This window comes from Variovorax sp. V116 (genome assembly GCF_041154435.1).
In the GTDB taxonomy this organism is placed as follows: Bacteria; Pseudomonadota; Gammaproteobacteria; order Burkholderiales; family Burkholderiaceae_C; genus Variovorax; species Variovorax paradoxus.
In genome coordinates, this window is sequence record NZ_AP028661.1 from 1,565,770 (window position 1) to 1,591,333 (window position 25,564).

Annotated in this window: 23 protein-coding genes; 9 read left to right on the forward strand and 14 right to left on the reverse strand. The window is 66.9% G+C overall.

Annotated elements, in window-relative coordinates:
• Nucleotides 1–145 precede the first annotated feature (145 nt).
• The 13 genes from asd to ACAM58_RS07335 form a co-directional block, all read right to left on the reverse strand.
• Nucleotides 146–1,288: an aspartate-semialdehyde dehydrogenase gene (asd, locus tag ACAM58_RS07275; protein WP_012746564.1), complete on the reverse strand. Its 1,143-nt coding sequence runs from the start codon at nt 1,286–1,288 to the stop codon at nt 146–148.
• Nucleotides 1,289–1,378: 90 nt separating this feature from the next.
• The gene (gene leuB, locus ACAM58_RS07280) at nt 1,379–2,467 is read right to left on the reverse strand and encodes a 3-isopropylmalate dehydrogenase (protein WP_012746565.1); all 1,089 of its coding nucleotides are present in this window, start codon (nt 2,465–2,467) and stop codon (nt 1,379–1,381) included.
• A gap of 41 nt (nt 2,468–2,508) precedes the next feature.
• Nucleotides 2,509–3,159: a 3-isopropylmalate dehydratase small subunit gene (gene leuD, locus ACAM58_RS07285; protein ID WP_062362756.1), complete on the reverse strand. Its 651-nt coding sequence runs from the start codon at nt 3,157–3,159 to the stop codon at nt 2,509–2,511.
• An 18-nt stretch (nt 3,160–3,177) separates the two neighbouring features.
• The gene (gene leuC, locus ACAM58_RS07290) at nt 3,178–4,599 is read right to left on the reverse strand and encodes a 3-isopropylmalate dehydratase large subunit (protein ID WP_062362753.1); all 1,422 of its coding nucleotides are present in this window, start codon (nt 4,597–4,599) and stop codon (nt 3,178–3,180) included.
• Between the two features lie 47 nt (nt 4,600–4,646).
• Nucleotides 4,647–5,594, reverse strand: coding sequence for a LysR family transcriptional regulator (locus tag ACAM58_RS07295; RefSeq protein WP_062362750.1), 948 nt, complete (start codon nt 5,592–5,594; stop codon nt 4,647–4,649).
• A 182-nt stretch (nt 5,595–5,776) separates the two neighbouring features.
• Nucleotides 5,777–5,917, reverse strand: a complete 141-nt coding sequence (locus tag ACAM58_RS07300; RefSeq protein WP_012746569.1) for an entericidin A/B family lipoprotein — start codon at nt 5,915–5,917, stop codon at nt 5,777–5,779.
• Between the two features lie 149 nt (nt 5,918–6,066).
• Nucleotides 6,067–7,377: a citrate synthase gene (gene gltA / locus ACAM58_RS07305; protein WP_012746570.1), complete on the reverse strand. Its 1,311-nt coding sequence runs from the start codon at nt 7,375–7,377 to the stop codon at nt 6,067–6,069.
• Nucleotides 7,378–7,401: 24 nt separating this feature from the next.
• Nucleotides 7,402–7,725: a succinate dehydrogenase assembly factor 2 gene (locus ACAM58_RS07310; protein ID WP_012746571.1), complete on the reverse strand. Its 324-nt coding sequence runs from the start codon at nt 7,723–7,725 to the stop codon at nt 7,402–7,404.
• Between the two features lie 19 nt (nt 7,726–7,744).
• A complete protein-coding gene (locus ACAM58_RS07315) occupies nt 7,745–8,446 on the reverse strand; it encodes a succinate dehydrogenase iron-sulfur subunit (protein ID WP_012746572.1) in 702 nt (233 codons plus the stop codon).
• A gap of 27 nt (nt 8,447–8,473) precedes the next feature.
• Nucleotides 8,474–10,282 carry a succinate dehydrogenase flavoprotein subunit gene (sdhA, locus tag ACAM58_RS07320; RefSeq protein WP_018903263.1) on the reverse strand — a complete coding sequence of 603 codons (1,809 nt, stop codon included), beginning with the start codon at nt 10,280–10,282 and terminating at the stop codon, nt 8,474–8,476.
• 7 nt (nt 10,283–10,289) lie between these two features.
• Nucleotides 10,290–10,655 (reverse strand): succinate dehydrogenase, hydrophobic membrane anchor protein, encoded by a 366-nt coding sequence (gene sdhD / locus ACAM58_RS07325; RefSeq protein ID WP_012746574.1) that lies wholly within the window; start codon nt 10,653–10,655, stop codon nt 10,290–10,292.
• 13 nt (nt 10,656–10,668) lie between these two features.
• On the reverse strand, nt 10,669–11,115 hold the full coding sequence (gene sdhC / locus ACAM58_RS07330; RefSeq protein ID WP_062362747.1) for a succinate dehydrogenase, cytochrome b556 subunit: 447 nt from the start codon (nt 11,113–11,115) through the stop codon (nt 10,669–10,671).
• Nucleotides 11,116–11,340: 225 nt separating this feature from the next.
• Nucleotides 11,341–12,099, reverse strand: coding sequence for a GntR family transcriptional regulator (locus ACAM58_RS07335; RefSeq protein WP_080515726.1), 759 nt, complete (start codon nt 12,097–12,099; stop codon nt 11,341–11,343).
• Nucleotides 12,100–12,282: 183 nt separating this feature from the next.
• On the opposite strand from ACAM58_RS07335, the gene ACAM58_RS07340 reads away from it, so the two are divergent.
• The 6 genes from ACAM58_RS07340 (at nt 12,283) to ACAM58_RS07365 (ending at nt 20,770) form a co-directional block, all read left to right on the forward strand.
• Nucleotides 12,283–13,269, forward strand: a complete 987-nt coding sequence (locus tag ACAM58_RS07340) for a malate dehydrogenase (RefSeq protein WP_012746577.1) — start codon at nt 12,283–12,285, stop codon at nt 13,267–13,269.
• Between the two features lie 15 nt (nt 13,270–13,284).
• Entirely contained in the window at nt 13,285–14,064 is a 780-nt protein-coding gene (tam, locus tag ACAM58_RS07345) for a trans-aconitate 2-methyltransferase (protein WP_062362744.1), read from the forward strand.
• On the forward strand, nt 14,061–15,059 hold the full coding sequence (locus tag ACAM58_RS07350) for a CoA ester lyase (RefSeq protein WP_012746579.1): 999 nt from the start codon (nt 14,061–14,063) through the stop codon (nt 15,057–15,059). The genes tam and ACAM58_RS07350 overlap by 4 nt, the downstream gene beginning before the upstream one ends.
• Nucleotides 15,060–15,092: 33 nt before the next feature.
• Nucleotides 15,093–15,644 (forward strand): hypothetical protein, encoded by a 552-nt coding sequence (locus ACAM58_RS07355; protein ID WP_012746580.1) that lies wholly within the window; start codon nt 15,093–15,095, stop codon nt 15,642–15,644.
• Nucleotides 15,645–15,731: 87 nt separating this feature from the next.
• Nucleotides 15,732–18,320: a bifunctional aconitate hydratase 2/2-methylisocitrate dehydratase gene (locus tag ACAM58_RS07360; RefSeq protein WP_062362741.1), complete on the forward strand. Its 2,589-nt coding sequence runs from the start codon at nt 15,732–15,734 to the stop codon at nt 18,318–18,320.
• 191 nt (nt 18,321–18,511) lie between these two features.
• Nucleotides 18,512–20,770 (forward strand): acyl-CoA dehydrogenase, encoded by a 2,259-nt coding sequence (locus tag ACAM58_RS07365; RefSeq protein WP_062362738.1) that lies wholly within the window; start codon nt 18,512–18,514, stop codon nt 20,768–20,770.
• On the opposite strand, the gene ACAM58_RS07370 is transcribed toward ACAM58_RS07365, so the two are convergent.
• A complete protein-coding gene (locus ACAM58_RS07370; RefSeq protein WP_062362735.1) occupies nt 20,676–21,521 on the reverse strand; it encodes a helix-turn-helix domain-containing protein in 846 nt (281 codons plus the stop codon). The genes ACAM58_RS07365 and ACAM58_RS07370 overlap by 95 nt on opposite strands.
• Before the next feature lie 132 nt (nt 21,522–21,653).
• Here ACAM58_RS07370 and ACAM58_RS07375 point away from each other — a divergent pair, with 132 nt between their 5' ends.
• From ACAM58_RS07375 to ACAM58_RS07385, 3 genes are all read left to right on the forward strand, one after another.
• Nucleotides 21,654–22,067: a hypothetical protein gene (locus ACAM58_RS07375; protein ID WP_018903270.1), complete on the forward strand. Its 414-nt coding sequence runs from the start codon at nt 21,654–21,656 to the stop codon at nt 22,065–22,067.
• Nucleotides 22,068–22,220: 153 nt separating this feature from the next.
• The gene (locus ACAM58_RS07380; protein ID WP_062362732.1) at nt 22,221–25,088 is read left to right on the forward strand and encodes an aconitate hydratase; all 2,868 of its coding nucleotides are present in this window, start codon (nt 22,221–22,223) and stop codon (nt 25,086–25,088) included.
• The gene (locus tag ACAM58_RS07385; RefSeq protein WP_062362729.1) at nt 25,085–25,537 is read left to right on the forward strand and encodes a metallophosphoesterase family protein; all 453 of its coding nucleotides are present in this window, start codon (nt 25,085–25,087) and stop codon (nt 25,535–25,537) included. Before ACAM58_RS07380 ends, ACAM58_RS07385 begins: the two co-directional genes overlap by 4 nt.
• Nucleotides 25,538–25,564 lie beyond the last annotated feature (27 nt).

The window sequence follows — 25,564 nt, forward strand, 5'->3', positions numbered from 1 at the left end:
CAGAATTTGTAAGAGGACGTTAGCATCATCACCGGGTACTGACAAGGCGGTGCGCCTGTTCTACCCAGTGCGCGCATACTTACGCACACATTCAGTGTTGCCGGATGGCAACACTTTGGGTCTGTGGAGAGCCTGCGCGCCCCCATCAAGCCTCGAGCAGGATGCGCAGCATGCGGCGCAGCGGTTCGGCCGCGCCCCACAGCAGCTGGTCGCCGATGGTGAAGGCGCCGACGTACTCGGGGCCCATCGCCAGCTTGCGGATGCGGCCGACCGGGATGTTCATGGTGCCCGTCACGGCCACCGGCGTCAGGTCCTTCAGGGTCGCTTCGCGCGTGTTCGGCACCACGCTGGCCCAGGGGTTGTCGGCGGCGATCAGCGCTTCGATGTCGGCCACGGGCACGTCCTTCTTGAGCTTGAAGGTCAGGGCCTGGCTGTGGCAGCGCATGGCGCCGATGCGCACGCAGAAGCCGTCCACCGGCACGGCGGCGGTGCCGAAGCCCGCGCCCTGGCCGAGGATCTTGTTGGTTTCCGCGCCGGCCTTCCATTCTTCCTTGGACATGCCGTCGCCCAGGTCCTTGTCGATCCAGGGGATCAGCGAGCCGCCCAGCGGTGCGCCGAAGTTGGCGGTTTCAGCGGCGCTCAGGTTCTGCTGCCTGTGCAGCACCTTGCGGTCGATCTCGAGGATGGCCGACTTGGGGTCGTCCAGCAGGGCGCGCACCTCGGCGTTGAGCGTGCCGAACTGCGTCAGCAGCTCGCGCATGTGCTGCGCGCCGCCGCCCGAAGCCGCCTGGTAGGTCATGCTGGTCATCCATTCGACCAGGCCCGCCTTGTAGAGGGCGCCCACGCCCATCAGCATGCAGCTGACGGTGCAGTTGCCGCCGATCCAGTTCTTGCCGCCCTTGGCGAGCGCGTTCTGGATCACCGGCAGGTTGACGGGGTCGAGCACGATGACCGCGTCATCCTGCATGCGCAGGGTGGAGGCGGCGTCGATCCAGTGGCCGCTCCAGCCCGCGGCGCGCAGCTTGGGGAACACCTCGCTGGTGTAGTCGCCGCCCTGGCAGGTGATGACGATGTCGCACTTCTTGAGCGCCTCGATGTCGTTCGCATCCTTGAGCGCGGTCTCGTTCCTGGCCATGGCCGGGGCCTTGCCGCCGGCGTTGGAGGTCGAGAAGAAGACCGGCTCGATGAGCCCGAAGTCGCCTTCGGCCTGCATGCGGTCCATCAGGACCGAGCCGACCATGCCGCGCCAGCCCACGAGGCCGACCAGAGGTTGAGATGCGTTCGCCATTTCAGTTTGCCCTTTTGAAAAAGAAAGAAGTTGTCTTTTCTTGCCCCCGACTCGTCGAGCCGGGGAGGGGCGTGACGAAGCGGGCTGCGGTTAGCCGGTAATCGTCTTTTTGGTGATTGCTGCAACAACCGCGTCGCCCATTTCGCGGGTGCCGACGCGCTTCGTGCCTTCTGACCAGATGTCACCGGTGCGCAGCCCGGAGGCGAGCACGTGCTTGACCGCCGACTCGATCCGGTCGGCAGCTTCGGCTTGGTTGAGTGAAAAACGGAGCATCATGGCAGCGGACAGTATTGTAGCCAATGGATTGGCAACCCCTTTGCCCGCAATGTCGGGTGCGCTGCCGTGGCTGGGCTCGTACAGGCCCTGGTTGCTCGAATTGAGCGACGCCGAGGGCAGCATGCCGATGGAGCCGGTGAGCATGGCGGCCTCGTCCGAGAGGATGTCGCCGAACATGTTGCCGGTGACGATCACGTCGAACTTCTTGGGCGCCTTCACGAGCTGCATGGCCGCGTTGTCGACGTACATGTGGTCGAGCTCGATGTCCGGATAGTCCTTGTGCACCTCGGTCACGATGTCCTTCCAGAACTGGAAGGTCTCCAGCACGTTGGCCTTGTCGACGCTGGTCACGCGCTTGCTGCGCTTGCGCGCGGCCTCGAAGGCCACGCGGGCGATGCGCTCGACCTCGGGGCGCGAGTAGCGCATGGTGTCGAAGGCTTCGTCGGCACCCGGGAAATGCCCGTCGACGGCCGTGCGGCGGCCGCGCGGCTGGCCGAAGTAGATGTCGCCGGTGAGCTCGCGGATGATGAGGATGTCCAGGCCCGCAATCAGCTCGGGCTTGAGGCTCGAGGCGCCCACCAGCTGCTCGTAGCAGATGGCCGGGCGGAAGTTCGCGAACAGACCCAGGTTCTTGCGCAGGCCCAGGATGGCCTGCTCGGGGCGCAGCGGTCGGTCGAGCTTGTCGTACTTCCAGTCGCCGACCGCACCGAACAGCACTGCATCGGCTTCCTTGGCGAGCTTGAGCGTGGCTTCGGGCAGCGGGTGGCCGTGGGCCTCGTAGGCCGCGCCGCCGACCAGCGCGGTTTCCATCTCGAAGGAGAGGTCGAGCGCGTCGAGCACGCGGATGGCTTCGGCCACGATTTCGGTGCCGATGCCGTCGCCCGGGAGAACTGCGATTTTCATGATTGGGGTCTGAAGTTTCTAGAGAAAGGAAATGCGGTCGATCACGAGATCATCGTGTGCGCGAGCCAGGGCTTCTGCGCCAGCCGCTCGGCCTCGAAGGCCTTGATCTTGTCCTTGTGGCGCAGCGTGAGGCCGATGTCGTCCAGGCCGTTGATCAGGCAGTACTTGCGGAAGGCCTGCACGTCGAACGCGAACTCGCCGCCATCGGGCTTCACGACCACCTGGCGCTCCAGGTCGATGGTGAGCGTGTAGCCGGGAAAGGCGAAGGTCTCGTCGAACAGCTGCGCCACCTGCGCCTCGGGCAGCACGATCGGCAGCAGGCCGTTCTTGAAGCTGTTGTTGAAGAAGATGTCGGCATAGCTCGGCGCGATGATCGCGCGGAAGCCGTACTGGTCGAGCGCCCACGGCGCGTGCTCGCGCGACGAGCCGCAGCCGAAGTTCTTGCGCGCCAAGAGGATCGAGGCGCCGGCATAGCGCGGCTGGTTCAGCACGAAGTCGGGGTTGGGCTTGCGGCTTTGCGGGTCCTGGCCCGGAAAGCCGGCGTCCAGGTAACGCCATTCGTCGAACAGGTTCTGGCCGAAGCCGGTCTTGCGGATCGACTTGAGGAACTGCTTCGGAATGATCGCGTCGGTGTCGACGTTCTCGCGGTCCATCGGGGCCACGAGGCCCTTGTGCACGGTGAATTTCTGCATGTGAATTTCTCTCTGTGTTCAGGCGAAGGTGCGCACGTCGACGAAGTGGCCGTGCACCGCGGCAGCGGCGGCCATGGCCGGGCTCACGAGGTGGGTGCGGCCGCCGGCGCCCTGGCGGCCTTCGAAGTTGCGGTTGCTGGTGGAGGCGCAGCGCTCGCCGGGTTCCAGGCGGTCGGCGTTCATCGCCAGGCACATCGAGCAGCCGGGCTCGCGCCATTCGAATCCCGCGGCCTTGAAGATCACATCGAGCCCTTCGCGCTCGGCCTGTTCCTTCACCACGCCCGAGCCGGGCACCACCATCGCGAGCTTGACGTTCTTGGCCACCTTCTGGCCGAGCTTCTTCACCACGGCGGCGGCTTCGCGCATGTCCTCGATGCGGCTGTTGGTGCACGAGCCGATGAACACCTTGTCGACGAAGATGTCGTTCATTGCCTTGTTCGGCTCCAGGCCCATGTAGACCAGCGCGCGCTCGATGGCGCTGCGCTTGCTGGCGTCCTTTTCCTTGTCGGGATCGGGCACGCGGCCGTTGATGTCGACCACCATCTCGGGCGAGGTGCCCCAGGTGACCTGCGGCTGGATCTGCGTGGCGTCGAGCTCGACCACGGCGTCGAACGCGGCGTGGGGGTCGGACTGCAGCGTGCGCCAGTAGGCCACGGCCTGGTCCCACTCCACACCGGTGGGCGCGAGCGGCCGGCCCTTGATGTAGCCGATGGTCTTTTCGTCGACCGCCACGAGGCCGGCGCGCGCACCGGCCTCGATGGCCATGTTGCAGACCGTCATGCGGCCTTCCATGCTCAGGTCGCGGATGGCCGAGCCTGCGAATTCGATCGTGTAGCCCGTGCCGCCGGCCGTGCCGATCTTGCCGATGATGGCCAGCACGATGTCCTTGGCGGTGCAGCCGAAAGGCAGCTTGCCCTCGACCTTCACGAGCATGTTCTTCGCCTTCTTGCCGAGCAGCGTCTGCGTGGCCATGACGTGCTCGACCTCGCTGGTGCCGATGCCGTGCGCGAGCGCACCGAAGGCGCCGTGGGTGGAGGTGTGCGAGTCGCCGCAGACCACCGTCATGCCCGGCAGCGTGGCGCCCGATTCAGGGCCGATCACGTGCACGATGCCCTGGCGCTTGCTCAGGAATGGAAAGAACGCGGCGGCGCCGAATTCCGCGATGTTCTTGTCGAGCGTGGTGACCTGCTCCTTGCTGGTCGGATCGGCAATGCCTTCGTAGCCGCGCTCCCAGCCGGTGGTGGGCGTGTTGTGGTCGGCCGTGGCCACCACCGAGCTGATGCGCCACAGCTTGCGGCCGGCCTCGCGCAGGCCCTCGAAGGCCTGCGGGCTGGTGACTTCGTGCACCAGGTGGCGGTCGATGTAGAGGATCGCGGTGCCGTCTTCCTCGGTGTGGACGACGTGTTCGTCCCAGATCTTGTCGTAGAGCGTGCGTGCCATGTCGTTATCTTCTCTTGTCTTTCGTGGGGAGGTGATTGTCTTGCGTTCTAGGCGGCGAGCGGCTCGGCGGCCGCCGCCGGCGTGTGCAGGTGGTTGACCAGCGTGCGCGCGGCCACCGGCAGGGTGGAGAAGTCGCGCGCCGCCAGGCGGATCTCGCGCCGGGACCAGGCGTCGTTGAGCGTCACGCTGCGAAGGCGGCTGCCGATGCCCGCCTGCAGCAGCTCGAAGGCGCGCTGCGGCATCACGCCGACGCCCAGGCCGTTGTCGATCATGCGGCACATGGCGTCCAGCCCGGTCACGTGGATGCGCAGCTTCACGCTGCGGCCCGCCTCGAGCGCGGCCTGGTGCATGGCCACGTAGATCGAGCTGTTGGTGTGCAGGCCGACGTGGTCGAAATCGAGCGAGGCGGCAAAGTCGATCGGCCCCTGCGTCGCCGTGAGCGGATGCCCGGCGGGCGCGATCAGCACCAGCCGGTCGTGGCGGTAGGGCAGGGTCTGCAGCTCGTTCGTGCCGTCGGGTATGTGGCAGATGCCGAGGTCGGCCGCGCCTTCCTGGACCGCGCGCACCACTTCGTTGCTCAAGTGCTCTTCGAGGTCGATCTTGATCGCATCGTGCTCGCGCGTGAAGGCGCCGAGGTCTTCCGGCAGGAACTGCACGATGGCCGAGATGTTGGCATGCACGCGCACGTGGCCGCGCACGCCCTCGGCGTATTCGCTGAGCTCGCCCTGCATCTTCTCGAGGCTGTAGAGCACCGAGCGCGCATGGTGCAGCAGGCTTTCGCCCGCGGGGGAAAGATCGACGCCGCGCGCATGGCGGTAGAGCAGGGTGGTGCCCAGCGTGGCTTCCAGGTCCGACAGCCGCTTGCTGATGGCCGAGGCGGCAATGAATTCACGCTCCGCGGCGCGCCCGATGCTGCCGAGTTCGCAAACGGCCACGAACAGCTGCAGCGACGTGAGGTCGATGCGCCGGGCGAAATTGCGTTCGGAAGTGCTCATGGGGCTTTGGGCATCGCGTCTGGCGATGAGTTCGTCATTTTCCCAGGGTTTTGATGGCCCTGCCATCGCCATGTGCGATGGGTTCATTGCCCTGGGGCGACGAGTTCCGGCCGCCCCACACGGCAAAACGCCCCGCGCCTCGCTTTGCGGCGAGGGGCGGGGCGCGCGGGGCTCGGGTGTGCCTACTGGCGCTTCTTGGCGGCGTCTTCCATCTTTTCGCCACTCTTCTGGATGTCCTGGCCGGCACCCCTGAAGGTGTTGCAGCCCCCCAGCGGAATGGCAAGTGTGAAAGCGACGGCGATCAGCGCGGCAAGTTGCTTCATGACGGGTCTCCTGAAGGCGTTGAGAAAGGCGGCCCGAAGTCGAGCCTCCGATGCACAACGTATCGACGCCCCGCCGCCGGCCCTGTCAGCCAAGACGCAAAAAAGCTGCCCGAGGGCAGCTTTCCGGCTTGAGCGCAAGCAGCGCGCGTTCAGCGCTTGCCGATGGGCTGCACGTCGCGCTTGGGCGAGCCTTCGAACAGCTGGCGCGGGCGGCCGATCTTGTACTCGGGGTCGCCGATCATCTCGTTGAGCTGGGCAATCCAGCCCACGGTACGGGCCAGCGCGAAGATCGCGGTGAACAGCGGCACCGGGATGCCGATGGCGCGCTGCACGATGCCCGAGTAGAAGTCGACGTTCGGGTAGAGCTTGCGCGACACGAAGTACTCGTCTTCCAGCGCGATCTTCTCGAGTTCCTTGGCGAGCTTGAACAGCGGGTCTTGTTCCAGGCCCAGCTCGGTCAGCACTTCGTTGCAGGTTTCCTGCATCAGCTTGGCGCGCGGGTCGTAGTTCTTGTACACGCGGTGGCCGAAGCCCATGAGCTTGACGTTCGAGTTCTTGTCCTTGACCTTCTTGATGAACTCGCCGATCTTCTCCACGCCGCCTTCCTTCTGGATGTCGTAGAGCATGTTGAGCGCCGCTTCGTTGGCGCCGCCGTGGGCCGGGCCCCAGAGGCAGGCCACGCCGGCTGCGATGGCCGCGAAGGGGTTGGTGCCCGACGAGCCGCACAGGCGCACGGTCGAGGTCGAGGCGTTCTGCTCGTGGTCCGCGTGCAGGATGAAGATGCGGTCGAGCGCGCGCTCGAGCACCGGGTTCACCTTGTACTCCTCGCACGGCGTGGCGAACATCATGTGCAGGAAGTTGCCCGCATAGCTGAGTTCGTTCTTCGGGTACATGTAGGGCTGGCCCACGGTGTACTTGTAGGCCATGGCCACGAGCGTAGGCATCTTCGCGATCAGGCGGATCGCGGCGATCTCGCGGTGCTCGGGATTGTTGATGTCCGTGCTGTCGTGATAGAAGGCCGACAGCGCGCCAACCAGGCCGGTCATGATGGCCATCGGATGCGCATCGCGGCGGAAGCCCCGCAGGAAGAACTGCATCTGCTCGTTGACCATCGTGTGGTTGGTCACGAGCTTGGTGAAGTTGGTCTTCTTGGCCTGGTCCGGCAGCTCGCCGTAGAGCAGCAGGTGGCAGGTCTCGAGGAAGTCGCAGTTGGTGGCGAGCTGCTCGATGGGGTAGCCGCGATACAGCAGCTCGCCCTTGTCGCCGTCGATGTACGTGATGGCCGACTGGCAGGCGGCGGTCGACATGAAGCCCGGGTCATAGGTGAACATGCCGGTCTGCGCATAGAGCTTGCGGATGTCGATCACGTCGGGGCCGACGGTGCCCTTGTAGATCGGCAGTTCGACGCTGTCCCCGCCGTTGCTGAACGACAGCGTGGCCTTGGTATCGGAAGCTTTCATTTCGGGTTTCTTTCAGAGGAGTATTCAGGAGGGCGAAGAGGAAACGGAGGTTGCGGGGCGCTGCGCGCCGTCGGTGCGCATCAGCTGCAGCAACTCGACCACCTCGGCCCCGGCCCATGCGGGCTCGGGCTCCTTTCTTCGCAGGAGAAGATCGAGGAGGTCGTTGTCCGACAGGTCCATCAAGGTCTCCATCGCTCCCGCCTGGCCGTTGGTCATGCGGGATTCGTGCCGCTCGAAGAAGCGGGCGATGAACAGGTCGTTCTCGAGCAGGCCGCGCCGGCAGCGCCATTTCAGCTTGCTCAGCGCGCGTTCGCTGATCGGCTCGGACGGGTCGGCGGCGGTTTGCATGGTTTCTCTCGGAAAGGGATCAGATGGCGCGGCGCACCATCAGTTCCTTGATCTTGCCGATCGCCTTGGTGGGGTTCAGGTTCTTCGGGCACACGTCGACGCAGTTCATGATCGTGTGGCAGCGGAACAGGCGGTACGGGTCTTCGAGGTTGTCCAGGCGTTCGGCGGTGGCTTCGTCGCGGCTGTCGGCGATGAAGCGGTAGGCCTGCAAGAGGCCTGCCGGGCCCACGAACTTGTCGGGGTTCCACCAGAAGCTCGGGCAGCTGGTGGAGCAGCTCGCGCACAGGATGCACTCGTACAGGCCGTTGAGCTCGTCGCGCTCCTCGGGCGACTGCAGGCGTTCCTTCTCGGGCGGCACGTTGTCGTTCTGCAGGTACGGCTTGATCGAGTTGTACTGCTTGAAGAACTGCGTCATGTCCACGATCAGGTCGCGGATGACGGGCAGGCCCGGCAGCGGCTTGAGCACGATGGTGCCCTTGAGCGTGAGCATGTTGGTCAGGCAGGCCAGGCCGTTCTTGCCGTTGATGTTCATCGCGTCGGAGCCGCAGACGCCTTCGCGGCAGGAGCGGCGGAACGACAGCGTGGGATCTTGCGCTTTGAGCTTCATCAGGGCGTCGAGCAGCATGCGCTCATGGCCGTCGAGTTCGATCTCGACGGTCTGCATGTAGGGCTTGGCGTCCTTGTCCGGGTCGTAGCGGTAGATCTGGAATGTGCGCTTCATCGTGAAACCTTGTGATGTTGTTCTTGCTTAGAACGTACGGACCTTGGGAGGAACGGAGTCGACCGTCAGCGGCTTGAGGTTGACCGGCTTGTAGGAGAGGCGGTTGTCCTGGCTGTACCAGAGCGTGTGCTTCATCCAGTTGGCGTCGTCGCGGCCGAGCGGCGCGACCGGGTCGTCGGCCGGGCGTTCGTAGTCCTCGACCGTGTGCGCGCCGCGGCATTCCTTGCGGGCGGCGGCCGAGACCATGGTGGCCTGCGCCACTTCGATCAGGTTGTCGACTTCGAGCGCCTCGATGCGCGCGGTGTTGAACACCTTCGACTTGTCCTTCAGGCCAATGGCGTTGACGCGCTCGCGCACGGCGGCGATCTTGACCACGCCTTCGTCCATCGAGGCCTGCTTGCGGAACACGGCGGCGTGCTGCTGCATGACGGCGCGGATCTCGCCCGCCACGTCCTGTGCGTATTCGCCGCCGGTGGCGGCCTCGAGGCGGTTCAGGCGCTCCAGTGTGCGGTCGGCGGCATCGGCCGGCAGCGGCTTGTGTTCCTTGAGCTTGTCGTTGAACTCGACGATATGGTTGCCGGCCGCGCGGCCGAACACCAGCAGGTCGAGCAGCGAATTGGTGCCCAGGCGGTTGGCGCCGTGCACGCTCACGCAGGAGCATTCGCCCACCGCGTAGAGGCCGTTCACCACGGCGCTGTTCTGCTCGCCTTGCTGAATCACGACCTGGCCGTTGATGTTGGTCGGGATGCCGCCCATCTGGTAGTGGATGGTGGGCACCACGGGGATCGGCTCCTTCGTGATGTCGACGTTGGCGAAGTTCACGCCAATTTCATACACCGAGGGCAGGCGCTTGTGGATGGTCTCGGCACCGAGGTGGTCGAGCTTCAGCAGCACGTAGTCCTTGTTGGGGCCGCAGCCGCGGCCTTCCTTGATTTCCTGGTCCATCGAGCGCGAGACGAAGTCGCGCGGCGCCAGGTCCTTCAGCGTGGGCGCATAGCGCTCCATGAAGCGCTCGCCGTTGCTGTTGAGCAGGATCGCGCCTTCGCCGCGGCAGCCTTCGGTCAGCAGCACGCCGGCGCCGGCCACGCCGGTCGGGTGGAACTGCCAGAACTCCATGTCCTGCAGCGGAATGCCCGAACGCGCGGCCATGCCCAGGCCGTCGCCGGTGTTGATGAAGGCATTGGTCGAGGCCTGGAAGATGCGGCCCGCGCCGCCGGTGGCCAGCAGCACGGTTTTGGCCTGCAGGATGTGCAGGTCGCCGGTTTCCATTTCGAGCGCCGTCACGCCGACCACGTCGCCTTCGGCGTCGCGGATCAGGTCGAGCGCCATCCATTCGACGAAGAACTGGGTGCGTGCCTCGACGTTCTTCTGGTAGAGCGTGTGCAGCATCGCATGGCCGGTGCGGTCGGCCGCGGCGCAGGCGCGCTGCACGGGCTTCTCGCCGTAATTGGCCGTGTGGCCGCCGAAGGGGCGCTGGTAGATCGTGCCGTCGGGGTTGCGGTCGAAGGGCATGCCGAAGTGCTCGAGCTCGTACACGACCTTCGGGGCTTCGCGGCACATGAACTCGATCGCGTCCTGGTCGCCGAGCCAGTCGGAGCCCTTGATCGTGTCGTAGAAGTGGTAGTGCCAGTTGTCCTCGCTCATGTTGCCGAGCGATGCGCCCACGCCGCCTTGGGCAGCGACGGTGTGCGAACGCGTGGGGAACACCTTGGAGAGCACCGCCACGTTCAGGCCCGCGCGGGCGAGTTGCAGCGAGGCGCGCATGCCGGAGCCGCCGGCGCCGACGATCACGACGTCGAACTTGCGCTTGGTGATTTGTTCTTTTGTGTAGGTCATGGTGGGGTCAGATCTTCCAAAGCACTTGAATGGCCCAACCCGCACAACCGACAAGCCAGACGATGGTGAAAATTTGCAGGGCGAGGCGAATGCCGACGGGCTGGACGTAGTCCATCCACACGTCGCGCATGCCGACCCACACGTGGTAGAGCAGGGAGGCGATCACGCAGAAGGTCAGCACCTTCATCCACTGCGCGGCGAAGATGCCGGCCCACAGGTCGTAGCCGATGGGGCCGCGCGTGAAGATCAGCTGCGCGAGCAGGATGATCGTGAAGAGCGCCATCAGGCCGCCCGTGATGCGCTGGCTGAGCCAGTCGCGCAAACCGTAGTGCGCGCCGACGACGATGCGCTTGGAGCCGTAGTTCACAGACATGGTTGGCTCCTTCTCAGTACAGGCCGAACAGCTTGGCGCCGAGCACCAGGGTGAGCAGGATGCTCAGGGCCAGCGTGACCACGGCGGAGGTCTGGCCGAACTCCTTGGTGACGGCGGCGTGGCTCACGTCCATCCAGAGATGGCGCAGGCCGGCGATGAAGTGGTGCAGGTAGGCCCAGATCAGCGCGAGAGCCACCAGCTTGATGAACCAGCCCGGAACGAAACCAAGGCTGCTGTTGAACGCGGCCTTGAACCTGGCGAAGGAGTAGTCGGACGAAAGCGAGGTGTCGAACATCCAGATGATGAACGGCAGCAGCAGGAACATGAGCACGCCGCTCACGCGGTGCAGGATCGACACGATGCCGGCCGGCGGCAGCCGGTAGGTCGTGAGATCGGTGAAGGCGTTGATGTTTCGGAATTCGCGGCGCGGCGGCCGGGGAGGAGTTGCAAGCTCTGTCATTGGGGGGAGGCTTTCGTGGCTTGGTGGCTTGTTCTGAGAGCGAACGCTTTTGTTTCTTCTGCGGAATGCAAACAACGCAAAATTCTATTGCAATGCACCATTGCGTGGCGGAGGTGCCCGCGTCGGCGCAGCGCTGCAGTCGGATGCTAGGGAGTTCGCGGCGTGTTGTGCGCGAATCTTCGGCGCTGCCATGCGGTGGGGTCGTGATGCCATCTGGATGCGCGCTCAGCCGAGCTGGTTGCGGTAGTGGTGCGTGTCGGTGCGGTAGAGGCCGCGGCGCAGTTCCATCGGCGTGTCGTGGTAGGTGTGGGCCAGGCGCTCCACGCTGAGCAGCGGCATCTGCAGCGGCACGTCGAGCAGCGCGGCCTGCTCGGCATCGGGCAGCACGGCGCGGATCTTTTCTTCGGCGCGCACCATGCGCACGCCGAATTCGGTTTCGAACATGGCGTACATCGGGCCCGGCCAGGCGCGCAGGCGTTCGGCCGTGAGGCCCTTGAACGGCGCGCCGGGGAGCCAGAGGTCTTCGAGGATGGTCGGGACGCCGCCGTAGGCGAGCACGCGCCGCACCTGCAGCACCGCGTCGCCCGTGCGCAGGCCCAGGGCACGCGCCACGTCGGCCGAGGCGCGCTGGCGGCGGCAGTCGACGATGGTGCGCTCGGCCGGACCCTCGGTGCTTGGCGTGCCAACATCGGGCACCAGCTTGAGGAAACGGTACTGCACATGCTGCTCGGCGTGCGTGGCGACGAAGGTGCCCTTGCCCTGGCGCCGCACCACGAGGTTTTCGGCCGAGAGTTCGTCGATGGCCTTGCGCACCGTGCCCTGGCTCACGCGAAAGCGCACCGCCAGGTCCATCTCGCTGGGAATGGGCTCGCCCGGCTTCCACTCGCCGGCCTGCAGGCTCTGCAGGATCAGCGTCTTGATCTGCTGGTAGAGCGGGCTGAAGGAGGGCGTCGCAGAATCTTCGAGGACGGTGGGGGCATTCATGGCAGCGGTGGGTGCGCCGTGGCGGAACCCCGGAGCATATCTTATATAAGACATAAGACGAGGCCTGCTGAATCGGCTTAAAATGCGGGCCGGCCTGCGCCGCGGGAAGGATTCCCGCCCTGCAGGACCATCGGCGCCACGCGCGCCCGCCGATACCGTTTCACCATCTTCTGGAGTCTTCCCATGAGCAAAAAACCCGTCCGCGTTGCCGTCACCGGTGCCGCCGGCCAAATCGGTTACGCCCTGTTGTTCCGTATCGCGTCCGGCGAAATGCTCGGCAAGGACCAGCCGGTCATCCTGCAACTGCTCGAGATCCCCGACGAGAAGGCCCAGAAGGCGCTCAAGGGCGTGATGATGGAGCTCGACGACTGCGCCTTCCCGCTCTTGGCCGGTATGGAAGCCCATGGCGACCCGATGACCGCCTTCAAGGATGCCGACTACGCCCTCCTGGTGGGTTCGCGTCCGCGCGGCCCGGGCATGGAGCGTGCCGAGCTGCTGGCCGTCAACGGCGCCATCTTCACGGCGCAGGGCAAGGCGCTCAACGCCGTGGCCAGCCGCAACGTCAAGGTGCTGGTGGTCGGCAACCCCGCCAACACCAACGCCTACATCGCGATGAAGAGCGCACCCGACCTGCCGCGCAAGAACTTCACCGCCATGCTGCGCCTGGACCACAACCGCGCCGCCAGCCAGATCGCCGCCAAGACCGGCAAGGCCGTGGCCGACATCGAGAAGCTCGTCGTCTGGGGCAACCACTCGCCCACGATGTACGCCGACTACCGTTTTGCCACCATCAAGGGCGAAAGCGTCGCCAAGATGATCAACGACCAGGAATGGAACGCCAACACCTTCCTGCCGACCGTTGGCAAGCGCGGCGCCGCCATCATCGAGGCCCGCGGCCTGTCGTCGGCTGCCTCGGCCGCCAACGCCGCCATCGACCACATGCGCGACTGGGCCCTGGGCACCAACGGCAAGTGGGTCACCATGGGCATCCCGTCGGACGGCCAGTACGGCATTCCGAAGGACACGATGTTCGGCTTCCCGGTCACCTGCGAGAACGGCGAGTACAAGCTGGTCGAAGGCCTGGAAATCGACGCCTTCAGCCAGGAACGCATCAACAAGACGCTCGAAGAACTGCAAGGCGAACAGGCCGGCGTTGCGCACCTGATCTAAGCCAAGACCGCCGGCATGCTCGACTGGAACCCCGCGCTCTACCGTCGCTACGAGGACGAGCGCACCCGCCCCGCACAGGAACTCCTGGCGCGGGTGCCGTTGCCGGAGGCGGCCCGCGTGGTCGACCTCGGCTGCGGCCCGGGCAATTCCACCGAGCTGCTGGCCAACCGGTTCCCGACGGCGAAAGTCGTCGGAACCGACAACTCCGAAGCCATGCTGGCGAGCGCGCGCGAACGCCTGCCGCAGGCACGCTTCGAGTTGAGCGACATCGCGACCTGGGCGCCGCAAGACGAAGCGCCCGACCTCATTTACGCCAACGCAGCCCTGCAGTGGGTGCCCGATCACGAGCGGCTGATCCCGCGCCTGTTCGCTGCGCTGGCCCCCGGTGGCGTGCTCGCCATCCAGATGCCCGACAACCGCGAGGAGCCCACGCATCGCCTGATGCGCGCCGTGGCGGCCGAGGCGCCCTGGGCCGAGCCCATCGGCAATGCCGACCGGCTGCGCACCTTGCTGCTGCCGCTCGGCGGCTACTACGACCTGCTCGCGCCTGCCGCGGCCAGGGTCGATGTCTGGCACACCATCTACCAGCACCCCATGGCCGATGCCGCGGCCATCGTCGAGTGGGTGCGCGGCACGGGGCTCAAGCCCTTCGTCGACCGCCTGCCGGCCGACCTGCAGGCCAGCTACCTGGCCGAATACGAGCGCCGCGTGGACCAGGCCTATCCTGTGCGCACCGACGGCAAGCGGCTGCTCGCCTTCCCGCGCATGTTCATCGTGGCGCAGAAAAAAGCATGACCAAAGCCGCCCATCCCGCTGAAGTGCTGCTCGGCGCGCAGGCCGGGGCCGTGAGCCTGCCGGTGTGCGACCACTACAGCGGCGTCGAGGCGCGCATGAAGAAGAGCCTCGCGCTGCAAGCCGAGATGGCCGATGAATTCGGTGCCTGCGTGTTCGACGTGACGCTCGACTGCGAGGACGGCGCCCCCGTGGGCGGCGAGGCGGAGCATGCCGCGCTCGTGACCGAACTGGCATTGGCCGCCAAGCCCGGCATGCGCGTGGGCGTGCGTGTTCACCCGGTGGACCATCCCGCCTTTGCCGGCGACGTGATCACCATCGCCGGCCGCGCCGGCCATCGCCTCAGCCACCTGATGGTGCCCAAGGTGGAGTCCGTGGCCGACGTCGCGCAGGCGGTGGCGGCGCTCGAGGCGGCCGATGCCGATGCGCTGCCGCTGCATGTGCTGATCGAATCGCCGCTGGCCGTGCACAACGCGTTCGAGATCGCGGCGCATCCGCGCGTGCAATCGCTGAGCTTCGGCCTGATGGACTTCGTTTCCGCCCATGCGGGCGCGATTCCCGCCGATGGCATGGGCGCGGCCGGGCAGTTCACGCATCCGCTGGTGGTGCGCGCCAAGCTGGCCATCGCATCCGCCGCGCATGCCTACGGCAAGGTGCCTTCGCACTGCGTGGTCACCGAGTTCAACGACACCGGCGCGATGCGCCTGGCAGCCCGCAAGGCGGCCGCCGAATTCGGCTACACGCGCATGTGGAGCATCCATCCGAACCAGATCCGGCCCATCCTGGAGGCATTTGCGCCCGATGAGGCGCAGATTCAAATTGCCACAAAAATCATTACAAATGCGGCCCTCGCAAATTGGGCTCCGACGCAAATTGATGGCACATTGCACGACCGCGCGAGCTATCGCCATTTCTGGCAAGTGCTGACGCGTGCCCACGCAACAGGGCGCGCGCTGCCGCCAGAAGCCAAAACCTGGTTTGCACTCGCGGCCTCCTGAAACTTCCGAATCCAGCCTCAAGGAAACACACCCATGAAGAAAATTGCCCTGATCGCCGCTATGGCCCTGGCGCTTCCGTTCGCCGCCACGGCGCAGACCACCCCCGCCAAGCCGGCCGCCAAGTCCGAAGCCAAGAAGGCGCCCGCCAAGAAGCAGGTCACCCGCAAGGCCGCCAAGGCCGTCGAGGAAGTCACGCCCATCGCCGACGAAACCAACATCGTGCTGACCGAGGCCGACCTGGCCGTCGCCAAGCGCGTTTCGCTCGGCAAGGCCCAGTGCGAACTCGGCGCCGACGTGACCGTGGACGCCGACGAGAAGAAGCCCGGCTTCTTCAACGTGTCGACCAAGGGCGTGAAGTACCGCATGCACCCGGTCGAAAGCCGCACCGGTGCCATCCGCCTCGAAGACCCCCGTGCCGGTGCCATGTGGCTGCAGCTGGGCAACAAGTCGATGCTGATGAACCAGAAGGCGGGCCTGCGCATTGCCGACGAATGCCAGACCGCCGAGCAGGTCGCGTTTGCCGAAGAAATGAAGAAGAACCCGCCCAAGAGCCTGTTCGAAGGCGCCGACGCGGCCAAGAAGTAAGAGAGTCCCACACGGGGTGCGGTGCGGCGCGGCTCTTGCTTGCCGTACTGCACGCCCGTCAGCCAGCCAGTTTCCGGAGAAAAGAAGATGTTGCAAGCCTACGTTGACCATGTTGCCGAACGCGCCGCGCTCGGTATTCCGCCGCTGCCATTGAGCGCGAAGCAAACCGCCGAAGCCATCGAGCTCCTCAAGAGCGCGAATGCCAAGGACGGTGCCTTCCTGCTCGATCTGCTCACCCATCGCGTGCCCGCCGGCGTCGACGACGCGGCCAAGGTCAAGGCGAGCTACCTGGCGGCCGTGGCCCACGGCACCGAGAAGAACGCGTTCATCTCGCGTGCGCGTGCCACCGAACTGCTCGGCACCATGCTCGGCGGCTACAACATCAGCCCGATGATCGACCTGCTCGACGACGCCGAAGTCGGCGCCGTGGCGGCCGAGGGCCTGAAGAAGACCCTGCTGATGTTCGACCAGTTCCACGACGTCAAGGAAAAGGCCGACAAGGGCAACGCCCACGCCAAGGGCGTGCTGCAAAGCTGGGCCGATGCCGAATGGTTCACCAGCCGTCCCGAAGTGCCGCAAAGCATCACGGTCAGCATCTTCAAGGTGGCCGGTGAAATCAACACCGACGACCTCTCTCCCGCACCCGACGCCACCACACGTCCCGACATTCCGATGCACGCGCTGGCGATGCACAAGAACGCCCGCCCCGGCATCGTCCCTGAAGAAGACGGCAAGCGCGGCCCGGTGAAGTTCATCGAGGACCTGCGCGCGCGCGGCCACCTCGTGGCCTATGCCGGCGACGTGGTCGGCACGGGTTCGTCGCGCAAGAGCGCAACCAACTCGGTGCTGTGGTTCACCGGCGAAGACATTCCCTTCGTGCCCAACAAGCGCTTCGGCGGCGTCTGCCTCGGCGGCAAGATCGCGCCGATCTTCTACAACACCATGGAAGACTCGGGCGCGCTGCCCATCGAGCTCGACGTGAGCCAGATGAACATGGGCGACGTGGTCGAGCTGCGTCCCTACGAAGGCAAGGCCCTCAAGGACGGCAAGGTGATTGCCGAATTCAAGGTCAAGAGCGACGTGCTGTTCGACGAAGTGCGCGCCGGCGGCCGCATTCCGCTGATCATCGGCCGCGGCCTCACGGCCAAGGCGCGCGAAGCACTGGGCCTGCCCGTCTCCACGCTGTTCCGCCTGCCGACCAGCCCGGTCGACACCAAGAAGGGCTACTCGCTCGCACAGAAGATGGTCGGCCGCGCCTGCGGCCTGCCCGAAGGCACCGGCGTTCGCCCCGGCACCTACTGCGAACCCAAGATGACTTCGGTCGGCTCGCAGGACACCACCGGCCCGATGACGCGCGACGAGCTGAAAGACCTGGCCTGCCTGGGCTTCTCGGCCGACCTCGTGATGCAGTCGTTCTGCCACACGGCGGCCTACCCGAAGAAGGTCGACGTCAAGATGCACCATGAACTGCCCGATTTCATGGCCAACCGCGGCGGCGTCTCGCTGCGCCCGGGCGACGGCGTGATCCATTCCTGGCTCAACCGCCTGCTCACGCCCGACACCGTCGGCACCGGCGGCGACAGCCACACCCGCTTCCCGATCGGCATCAGCTTTCCCGCGGGCTCAGGCCTCGTGGCGTTCGCGGCCGCCACCGGCGTGATGCCGCTGGACATGCCCGAGTCGGTGCTCGTGCGCTTCAAGGGCAAGATGCAGCCCGGCGTCACGCTGCGCGACCTGGTCAACGCGATTCCGCTGTATGCCATCAAGAGCGGCCTGCTCACGGTCGAGAAGAAAGGCAAGAAGAACATCTTCTCGGGCCGCATCCTCGAGATCGAGGGCCTGCCGGACCTGAAGGTGGAGCAAGCCTTCGAGCTGAGCGACGCCTCGGCCGAGCGCTCGGCCGCCGGCTGCACGGTGCACCTGAACAAGGAACCGATCATCGAGTACATCAACAGCAACATCACGCTGATGAAGTGGATGATCGCCGAAGGCTATGCCGACGCCCGCACGCTGGCGCGCCGCATCGCCGCGCAGGAAGCCTGGCTGGCGGACCCGCAACTGCTCAAGGGCGATGCCGACGCCGACTACGCCGCCGTCATCGAGATCGACCTGGCCGACATCCACGAGCCGATCGTGGCCTGCCCGAACGACCCCGACGACGTGAAGACGCTGAGCGACGTGGCCGGCGCCCAGATCGACGAAGTGTTCATCGGCTCGTGCATGACCAACATCGGCCACTTCCGTGCGGCTTCCAAGCTGCTCGAAGGCAAGCGCGACATCCCGGTCAAGCTGTGGATCGCGCCGCCCACCAAGATGGATGCGCACCAGCTCACCGAGGAAGGCCACTACGGCGTGTTCGGCAATGCCGGTGCGCGCACCGAGATGCCGGGCTGCTCGCTGTGCATGGGCAACCAGGCGCAGGTGCGCGAAGGCGCCACGGTGATGTCGACCAGCACCCGCAACTTCCCGAACCGCCTGGGCAAGAACACCAACGTGTACCTGGGTTCGGCCGAGCTGGCCGCGATCTGCTCGCGCCTGGGCCGCATCCCGACGCGCGAGGAGTACATGGCCGCCACGGGCGTGCTCGACGCATCGAGCGCGCAGATCTACCAGTACCTGAACTTCGACAAGATCGACGACTACAAGACCGAGGCCGGCGCCGCAGTCGCGGCCTGATCCTCGGGCGCTTCGCGCAATGGATGGGAGCCCCGCTTCGGCGGGGCTTTCTTGCGTCTGGGGTGGCACTTTTATCCGGCTGCCCGGCAATCTCCGACACGCAGGGGCGCCCTTGGCCGGCCGGGAAAGCCGGCCTCTCTGACAAGATGGCCTTTCTCCGCCGCTTGCCGCGGAGAACAAGGAGACACGCCATGCCTCTGGCCTCTCTGATCGGCCGATGGGCCATGCAGCCGTTTTCCAAGGCGCTGCCGCCGCTCGGCGACACCGAGCGCGCCGCGCTCGAGGCCGGCACCGTCGGCTTCGAAGGCCTGCTTTTTGCGGGGCGTCCCGACTTCGACCTGCTTTCGGCCATGGGCCCCAACCGGCTCAGCGAGCGCGAGCAATCCTTCATCGACCGCGAGGTGTGCGAGCTGTGCCGCATGCTCGACGACCACGCCATCGACCAGGCGCGCGACCTGCCGCCCGAGGTGTGGCGCTACCTGCGCAACAAGCGCTTCTTCGGCATGATCATTCCCGAGGAGTTCGGCGGCCTTGGCTTTGGCCACTACGCGCACGCCACGGTGGTGGCGCGCATCGCCACCGTCAACATCGCCGCCGCCGTGACGGTGATGGTGCCCAACTCGCTCGGGCCCGCGGAGCTGCTGCTGCGCTATGGCACCGACGCGCAGAAGGTGCGCTACCTGCCGCGCCTGGCCGATGGCCGCGAGCTTCCATGCTTCGGGCTGACCTCGCCCTACGCGGGCTCCGACGCGGCGGCCATTCCGGACCGCGGCGTCATGGTCGAGCGCGAATTCGGCGGCCGGCGCACGCGCGGCTTCCTGGTCGACTTCGACAAGCGCTACATCACGCTCGCGCCCGTCGCCACCGTCGTGGGGCTGGCCTTCCATGCGGTGGACGAGAGCAGGCCCGAGGGCGAGCGCGAACTCGGCATCACCTGCGCGCTGATTCCGGTGCCGCACGAAGGCATGGAGATCGGCCGGCGCCACCGCCCGATGGACAGCGCCTTCATGAACGGCCCGATCCATGGCCGCCAGGTGTTCGTGCCGGTGGACTGGGTGATCGGCGGCGAAAAGCAGGTGGGCCAGGGCTGGCGCATGCTGATGGAGTGCCTGGCCGCGGGCCGCGCCATCTCGCTGCCCGCGCTCGGCTCGGCCATGCAGCAGACGGCGCTCTACGTGAGCAACGGCTATGGGCAGATCCGCGAGCAGTTCGGCCTGCCGATCGGCAAGTTCCATGCGGTTGCGGGCCTGATCGCGCAGATGTCGGCCGAGCTCTATGCGAGCGATGCGGCGCGGCGCTTCACCGCGGCCGCGCTGGACAAGGGCGAGCGGCCGAGCGTGGCCAGCGCGATCCTCAAGGTGCAGCTCACCGAGGCCGGGCGGCGCGCCGTGAACCACGGCATGGACATCCTGGGCGGCAAGGGCATCATCGCCGGGCCGTCGAACCTGCTGGGCGTGTCGTACCGGCAGGCGCCGATCGCGATCACCGTGGAGGGCGCCAACATCCTGACGCGCGCGCTCATCGTGTTCGGCCAGGGCGCGATCCGCTGCCATCCGCATGTGCTGGCCGAAATGGCGGCCGTGCAGGCGCGCGACGAGAAGGCGCTGGGCCGGGCGCTCGTCGCGCACGGCAGGCACGTGGCTGCCAATCTGTGGCACAGCCTGTTCGGCGCGCCGGTAGTGGGCGAACCGCCCGAGGCGCTGGCGCGCGAGGCGCGGCTGATCGCGCGCATGAGCGCCAAGTACGCGCTCACCGCCGACCTGGCCATGGGCCTGCTCGGGGGCAGGCTCAAGCGCATGGAGCTGCTGTCGGCGCGGCTGGGCGACGTGCTCGCGCACCTGTACCTGGCCAGCGCGAGCGTATGGCGCTACCGGGTCGATGCGGCGCCCGAATTGCTGCCCTTTGCCCAGGCCGCGATCCGGCTGCAGCTGGACGAGGCGGGGAAGATCCTGCGCGACCTGTATGCCAACCTGCCGACTGCCGGGCGGCGCGTGATCGGCGCGCTGGTGCTGCGCCGCACCGCGCACCTGGCGCCGCTGCGCGACGTGCAGCTGATGGCGCTGGCCGAACTGCTGCGCACCGATCCGCGCATCGTCCAGCGGCTGGCGCCGGACCTCAGCGAGCCCGCGGCCGGCGGCCTGCGCGACCTGATGCATGCGATGGAACTGGGCGAGCAGCTCGGCGGCGACACCGCGGCCATGCTCGACAAGGCGCTGCGGCGCACCCGCTCGTTCGAGGAAGCCGCAGGCTCGGCGCCCGATCCGGGACTGGCGCTGGCCTACCTCAAGGCCGCCGACAAGGTGATCCAGGTCGACGACTTCGAAGGCCCCGCGCAGCAGCAGGCGCGCGCGGCGCTCAACCGGCCGGCTGCGCCGCCAGCGCAGCCAGCGCCGCGGCCGTCTGCGCATCGGCCGGAAAGAAGGACTCCACCGCCAGTTCCTGCAAAGTGACGTCCACCGGCGTGCCGAAGATGGTGGTGGTGCTGATGAAGCTCAGCACGCCGTTCGGCGTGGCCAGCTGAAAGGGCACCACGACGCCCGAAAGCTCCGTGTCGGCCGCGGGCGTGTCGTGGCTCACCTGGGGCGTGGGATAGGCTTCGAGCTCGTCGTGCAGGGCCTGCAGCACGGTGTCGCCGGTGGCGGCAATCTGCTGCTGCAACCGTTCGAGCAGATGGGCGCGCCACTGCGCGAGATTGGCGATGCGCGAAGCCAGGCCCTCGGGATGCAGGCTCAGGCGAAGCACGTTGATGGGCGCCTTCACCAGCTCGGGTGCGGCGCCCGCCATCAGCATCGGCACCAGCGCGTTGTGCGCCACCAGGTTCCAGTGCCGGTCGACGGCCAGGGCGGGGAACGGCTCATGGCCCTTGAGCACCAGGTCCACCGCGCGCCGGGCCGAGGCCATGGCCGGGTCGTCGAGCGAGCGCTGACGGTACATCGGCGCGAAGCCCGCGGCCACCAGCAGCGCATTGCGCTCGCGCAGCGGCACGTCGAGCCGCTCGGCCAGGCGCAGCACCATCTCGCGGCTGGGCGCGGCGCGGCCCGTCTCCACATAGCTCAGGTGTCGGGTCGAGACCTCGGCTTCCTGGGCCAGGTCGAGCTGGCTGAGCCGCCGGCGGGTGCGCCAGTGCCGCAGGTGGGCGCCGAACGGATCGCGCGCGCCGGGCTGGCCGGCAGCGGTGGAGTGGGTGCGGGTGGTGTTCATGGCCCGCATTCTGGCGCGGTGCCGATGCCGCGCCATGACCTCCCAGGTCATCGACGCGATGCAGGCCGAACGGAATCATTGGCTCCAACGCGGCAGGACTGGCTTGCGGCGTACCACCCGAAGGAGATCCGCATGTCCGTCTTTGCATCCCCCCGCTTCCTGCCCAACGTGATGTGGGCCGACGCCGCCTCCTGCGCCGCGACCGGTGCGCTGCAGGTCGTATTCACCGGCGCGCTTGCCAGGCTGACCGGCCTGCCGGCGCCGCTGCTCATGGGAACCGGTGTCTTCCTGCTGGCCTATGCCGCCGCCGCGGCCTTGATGGCCAGCCGCCGCACGCCGCCGCGCACGCTGATCGGCCTTGTGGTGGCGGGCAACTTCGGCTGGGCCGTGGCCTGCATCGCGCTGCTGGTGAGCGGCGCGTTCGCGGTGACCGCGCTGGGCACGGCCTGGGTGCTGGCGCAGGCGCTGTGCGTGGTGGTGCTGGCCGAGCTGCAATGGACCGGCCTGCGCCGCACCCGAGGCGGCGCGGACATGGCGCTGGCCTGAGTGCGCGGGATGCCGGCAACGCCCCTTCACCCGGCATTTTTCGCGATGAGGAACGCCGCAGGCCAGAGGACCGGGTTGGAATACAGACTACAGCAGCTGACATCGTTCCCCGCTATCCTTGAAGAGCTTCCACGAACAATCAGGAGTTCCTCAATGGCCAAAGCACCGGCGCACCCCTTTGCGTCCACCCTCAAGACCTTCAAGACCGCATCGGGCAAGTCCGGCAAGTACTGGTCGCTGAAGGAGCTGGCCAGGCAATATCCCAGCGTCGAGCGGCTGCCGGTGTCGATCCGCATCGTGCTCGAGTCGGTGCTGCGCAACTGCGACGGCAAGAAGGTCTCGGCCAAGCATGTCGAGGAGCTGGCCCGCTGGGCGCCCAATGCGGACCGCATCGACGAGATCCCGTTCGTCGTCACCCGCGTGGTGCTGCAGGACTTCACCGGCGTGCCGCTGCTGGCCGACCTGGCCGCCATGCGCAGCGTGGCCGCCAAGCTCGGCAAGTCGCCCAAGACCATCGAGCCGCTGGTGCCGGTCGACCTGGTGGTCGACCACTCGGTGATGGTCGACTACTACGGCACGCCCAAGGCGCTCGACCTCAACATGAAGCTCGAGTTCCAGCGCAACAACGAGCGCTACCAGTTCATGAAGTGGGGCATGCAGGCCTTCGATACCTTCGGCGTGGTGCCGCCGGGCTTCGGCATCGTGCACCAGGTCAACCTCGAGTACTTTGCGCGCGGCGTCTACAAGAGCTCGAACGACAACGCCGAGGTGCCGGTGTACTACCCCGACTCGCTGGTGGGCACCGACAGCCACACCACCATGATCAACGGCGTGGGCGTGGTCGGATGGGGCGTGGGCGGCATCGAGGCCGAGGCCGCCATGCTGGGCCAGCCTGTGTACATGCTGACGCCCGACGTGGTGGGCTTCGAGCTCACCGGCAAGCTGCGCGAAGGCGTCACGGCCACCGACCTCGTGCTGTACGTCACCGCCATCCTGCGGGCCGAGAAGGTGGTGGGCAAGTTCGTCGAATTCTTCGGCCCGGGCGCCGCGTCCATCGCGGTGCCCGACCGCGCCACCATCGGCAACATGGCGCCCGAGTACGGCGCCACCATGGGCTTCTTCCCGGTCGACGAAATGACCGTGGCCTACTTCGAGGGCACCGGCCGCACCAGGGAGGAGGTCGAGCGCTTCGAGGCCTACTACAAGGCGCAGGGCCTGTTCGGCATGCCGGCGCCCGGCGACATCGACTACACCAAGATCGTCAAGCTCGACCTGGGCACCGTGTCGCCGAGCCTGGCGGGTCCGAAGCGGCCGCAGGACCGCATCGACCTGGGCCACCTGTCGACCAAGTTCGCCGAGCTCTTCAGCAAGCCCAACGACGCCAACGGCTTCAACCAGCCGGCCGAGCGGCTCAAGCTGCGCTATCCGCTCGCCGTGAACGGCCAGGGCGGCGACGAGGAGGCCGCGCCGCCGCCGCCGGGCGCGCCGCGCGACATGGTCGAGATGGTGGACAACCGCTCGACCAAGGCAGCGGCCCATGTGAGCGCCACGGCGCCTCCGGCGCCCAAGGGCGGCGTGAGCATCGGCAACGGCGACGTGCTGATCGCGGCCATCACCTCGTGCACCAACACTTCCAACCCGAGCGTGATGCTCGCGGCCGGCCTCTTGGCCAAGAAGGCGGTGGAGGCGGGCCTCACGGTCAAGCCGCACGTCAAGACCTCGCTTGCGCCCGGTTCGCGCATCGTCACCGAATACCTCGAGAAGGCGGGCCTCCTGCCGTACCTCGAGAAGCTGGGCTTCTACCTGGCGGGCTACGGCTGCACCACCTGCATCGGCAACGCGGGCGACCTCACGCCCGAGATCAACGACGCCATCGTCAAGAACGACCTGGTCGGCGCAGCCGTGCTCTCGGGCAACCGCAACTTCGAGGCGCGCATCCATCCGAACCTGAAGGCCAACTTCCTGGCCTCGCCGCCGCTGGTGGTGGCCTTCGCGATCGCGGGCAACGTGATGGTCGACCTGATGACCGAGCCCGTGGGCAAGGGCAAGAACGGCAAGGACGTGTACCTGGGCGACATCTGGCCGAGCCCGAAGGAAATCGACCAGAACCTGCGCCATGCGATGAACGCCAAGTCGTTCCGCGCGAACTACGACAAGGTCAAGACCGACCCGGGCAAGTTCTGGAGCAGCATCAAGGGCACGACGGGCCAGGTCTACGACTGGCCTTCCTCCACCTACATTGCCGAGCCGCCGTTCTTCGAGGGCTTCAAGATGGAGCCGCACGCCTCGGACGCGGGCTTCAAGGGGGCGCGGATCATGGCGCTGTTCGGCGACTCGATCACCACCGACCACATCTCGCCGGCCGGCTCCATCAAGGAAAGCTCGCCCGCGGGCATCTGGCTCAAGGCGCACGGCGTGGCCAAGGCCGACTTCAACAGCTACGGCTCGCGGCGCGGCAACCACGACGTGATGATGCGAGGCACCTTCGCCAACGTGCGCATCAAGAACCTGATGATTCCGCCCGACGTCAACGGCACGCAGGAAGAGGGCGGCGTCACGCTGTTCCAGCCGGGCAACCAGAAGATGTTCATCTATGACGCCGCCATGAAGTACATGGAGCAGGGCGTGCCGACGGTGGTCTTCGGCGGCGAGGAATACGGCACCGGCTCCTCGCGCGACTGGGCCGCCAAGGGCACGCAGCTCTTGGGCATCAAGGCCGTGGTGGCGCGCAGCTTCGAGCGCATCCACCGCGCCAACCTCGTCGGCATGGGCGTGCTGCCGCTGCAGTTCCGCGGCGCCGATTCATGGCAGACGCTGGGCCTCACGGGCGACGAGCAGATCGACGTGGTGATCGGCGGCGAGCTCAAGCCGCAGATGGACGTGAAGCTCGTGGTGCACCGCGCCGACGGCAGCCACCAGGAGGTGACGGTGCGCCTGCGCATCGACACGCCGATCGAGGTCGACTACTACAAGCACGGCGGCATCCTGCCCTTCGTGCTCAGGCAGCTGCTCGCGGCTTGACCCGCGTCGGCCTCATCTCCGACACCCACGGCCTGCTGCGCCCGGAGGCCGTGGCGGCGCTGCAGGGCAGCGACTTCATCGTGCATGGCGGGGACATCGGCGATGCGGGCATCCTCGAGGCGCTTGCCGCCATCGCGCCGCTGACGGTGGTGCGGGGCAACAACGACCGCGAGCCGTGGGCCGGCCGCATTCCGGAAACGGCCTTGCTGCAGGTGGGCGGCGTGATCGTGCATGCGGTGCACGACCTGTCGCAGCTCGCCGCCGCCCCCGCCGGCGTCCGCGTGGTGGTCTCCGGCCACTCCCACAAGCCGAAGATCGAGGAGCGCGCCGGCGTGCTCTACGTCAATCCGGGCAGCGCCGGGCCGCGTCGATTCAAATTGCCAATTGCGGTGGCCGAGCTCATTGTCGATGGCGATGCCGTGTCGGCGCGCATCCTCGAACTGGGCTGAATGCGCCCCGGGGCGGCCGCAAACCCC

Excerpts from the sequence above, each read along its gene's own strand:
- ACAM58_RS07335 (WP_080515726.1), bottom strand. The coding sequence starts at position 12,099 with ATGAATGCCCCCACCGTCCTCGAAGATTCTGCGACGCCCTCCTTCAGC.
- ACAM58_RS07380 (WP_062362732.1), top strand. The coding sequence starts at position 22,221 with ATGGCCAAAGCACCGGCGCACCCCTTTGCGTCCACCCTCAAGACCTTC.
- ACAM58_RS07295 (WP_062362750.1), bottom strand. The coding sequence starts at position 5,594 with ATGAGCACTTCCGAACGCAATTTCGCCCGGCGCATCGACCTCACGTCG.
- ACAM58_RS07310 (WP_012746571.1), bottom strand. The coding sequence starts at position 7,725 with ATGCAAACCGCCGCCGACCCGTCCGAGCCGATCAGCGAACGCGCGCTG.
- ACAM58_RS07355 (WP_012746580.1), top strand. The coding sequence starts at position 15,093 with ATGAAGAAAATTGCCCTGATCGCCGCTATGGCCCTGGCGCTTCCGTTC.
- ACAM58_RS07340 (WP_012746577.1), top strand. The coding sequence starts at position 12,283 with ATGAGCAAAAAACCCGTCCGCGTTGCCGTCACCGGTGCCGCCGGCCAA.
- sdhA (WP_018903263.1), bottom strand. The coding sequence starts at position 10,282 with ATGACCTACACAAAAGAACAAATCACCAAGCGCAAGTTCGACGTCGTG.
- ACAM58_RS07350 (WP_012746579.1), top strand. The coding sequence starts at position 14,061 with ATGACCAAAGCCGCCCATCCCGCTGAAGTGCTGCTCGGCGCGCAGGCC.
- ACAM58_RS07375 (WP_018903270.1), top strand. The coding sequence starts at position 21,654 with ATGTCCGTCTTTGCATCCCCCCGCTTCCTGCCCAACGTGATGTGGGCC.
- tam (WP_062362744.1), top strand. The coding sequence starts at position 13,285 with ATGCTCGACTGGAACCCCGCGCTCTACCGTCGCTACGAGGACGAGCGC.
- ACAM58_RS07360 (WP_062362741.1), top strand. The coding sequence starts at position 15,732 with ATGTTGCAAGCCTACGTTGACCATGTTGCCGAACGCGCCGCGCTCGGT.
- ACAM58_RS07300 (WP_012746569.1), bottom strand. The coding sequence starts at position 5,917 with ATGAAGCAACTTGCCGCGCTGATCGCCGTCGCTTTCACACTTGCCATT.
- sdhD (WP_012746574.1), bottom strand. The coding sequence starts at position 10,655 with ATGTCTGTGAACTACGGCTCCAAGCGCATCGTCGTCGGCGCGCACTAC.
- leuC (WP_062362753.1), bottom strand. The coding sequence starts at position 4,599 with ATGGCACGCACGCTCTACGACAAGATCTGGGACGAACACGTCGTCCAC.
- ACAM58_RS07315 (WP_012746572.1), bottom strand. The coding sequence starts at position 8,446 with ATGAAGCGCACATTCCAGATCTACCGCTACGACCCGGACAAGGACGCC.
- gltA (WP_012746570.1), bottom strand. The coding sequence starts at position 7,377 with ATGAAAGCTTCCGATACCAAGGCCACGCTGTCGTTCAGCAACGGCGGG.
- leuD (WP_062362756.1), bottom strand. The coding sequence starts at position 3,159 with ATGCAGAAATTCACCGTGCACAAGGGCCTCGTGGCCCCGATGGACCGC.
- asd (WP_012746564.1), bottom strand. The coding sequence starts at position 1,288 with ATGGCGAACGCATCTCAACCTCTGGTCGGCCTCGTGGGCTGGCGCGGC.
- leuB (WP_012746565.1), bottom strand. The coding sequence starts at position 2,467 with ATGAAAATCGCAGTTCTCCCGGGCGACGGCATCGGCACCGAAATCGTG.
- sdhC (WP_062362747.1), bottom strand. The coding sequence starts at position 11,115 with ATGACAGAGCTTGCAACTCCTCCCCGGCCGCCGCGCCGCGAATTCCGA.
- ACAM58_RS07370 (WP_062362735.1), bottom strand. The coding sequence starts at position 21,521 with ATGAACACCACCCGCACCCACTCCACCGCTGCCGGCCAGCCCGGCGCG.
- ACAM58_RS07365 (WP_062362738.1), top strand. The coding sequence starts at position 18,512 with ATGCCTCTGGCCTCTCTGATCGGCCGATGGGCCATGCAGCCGTTTTCC.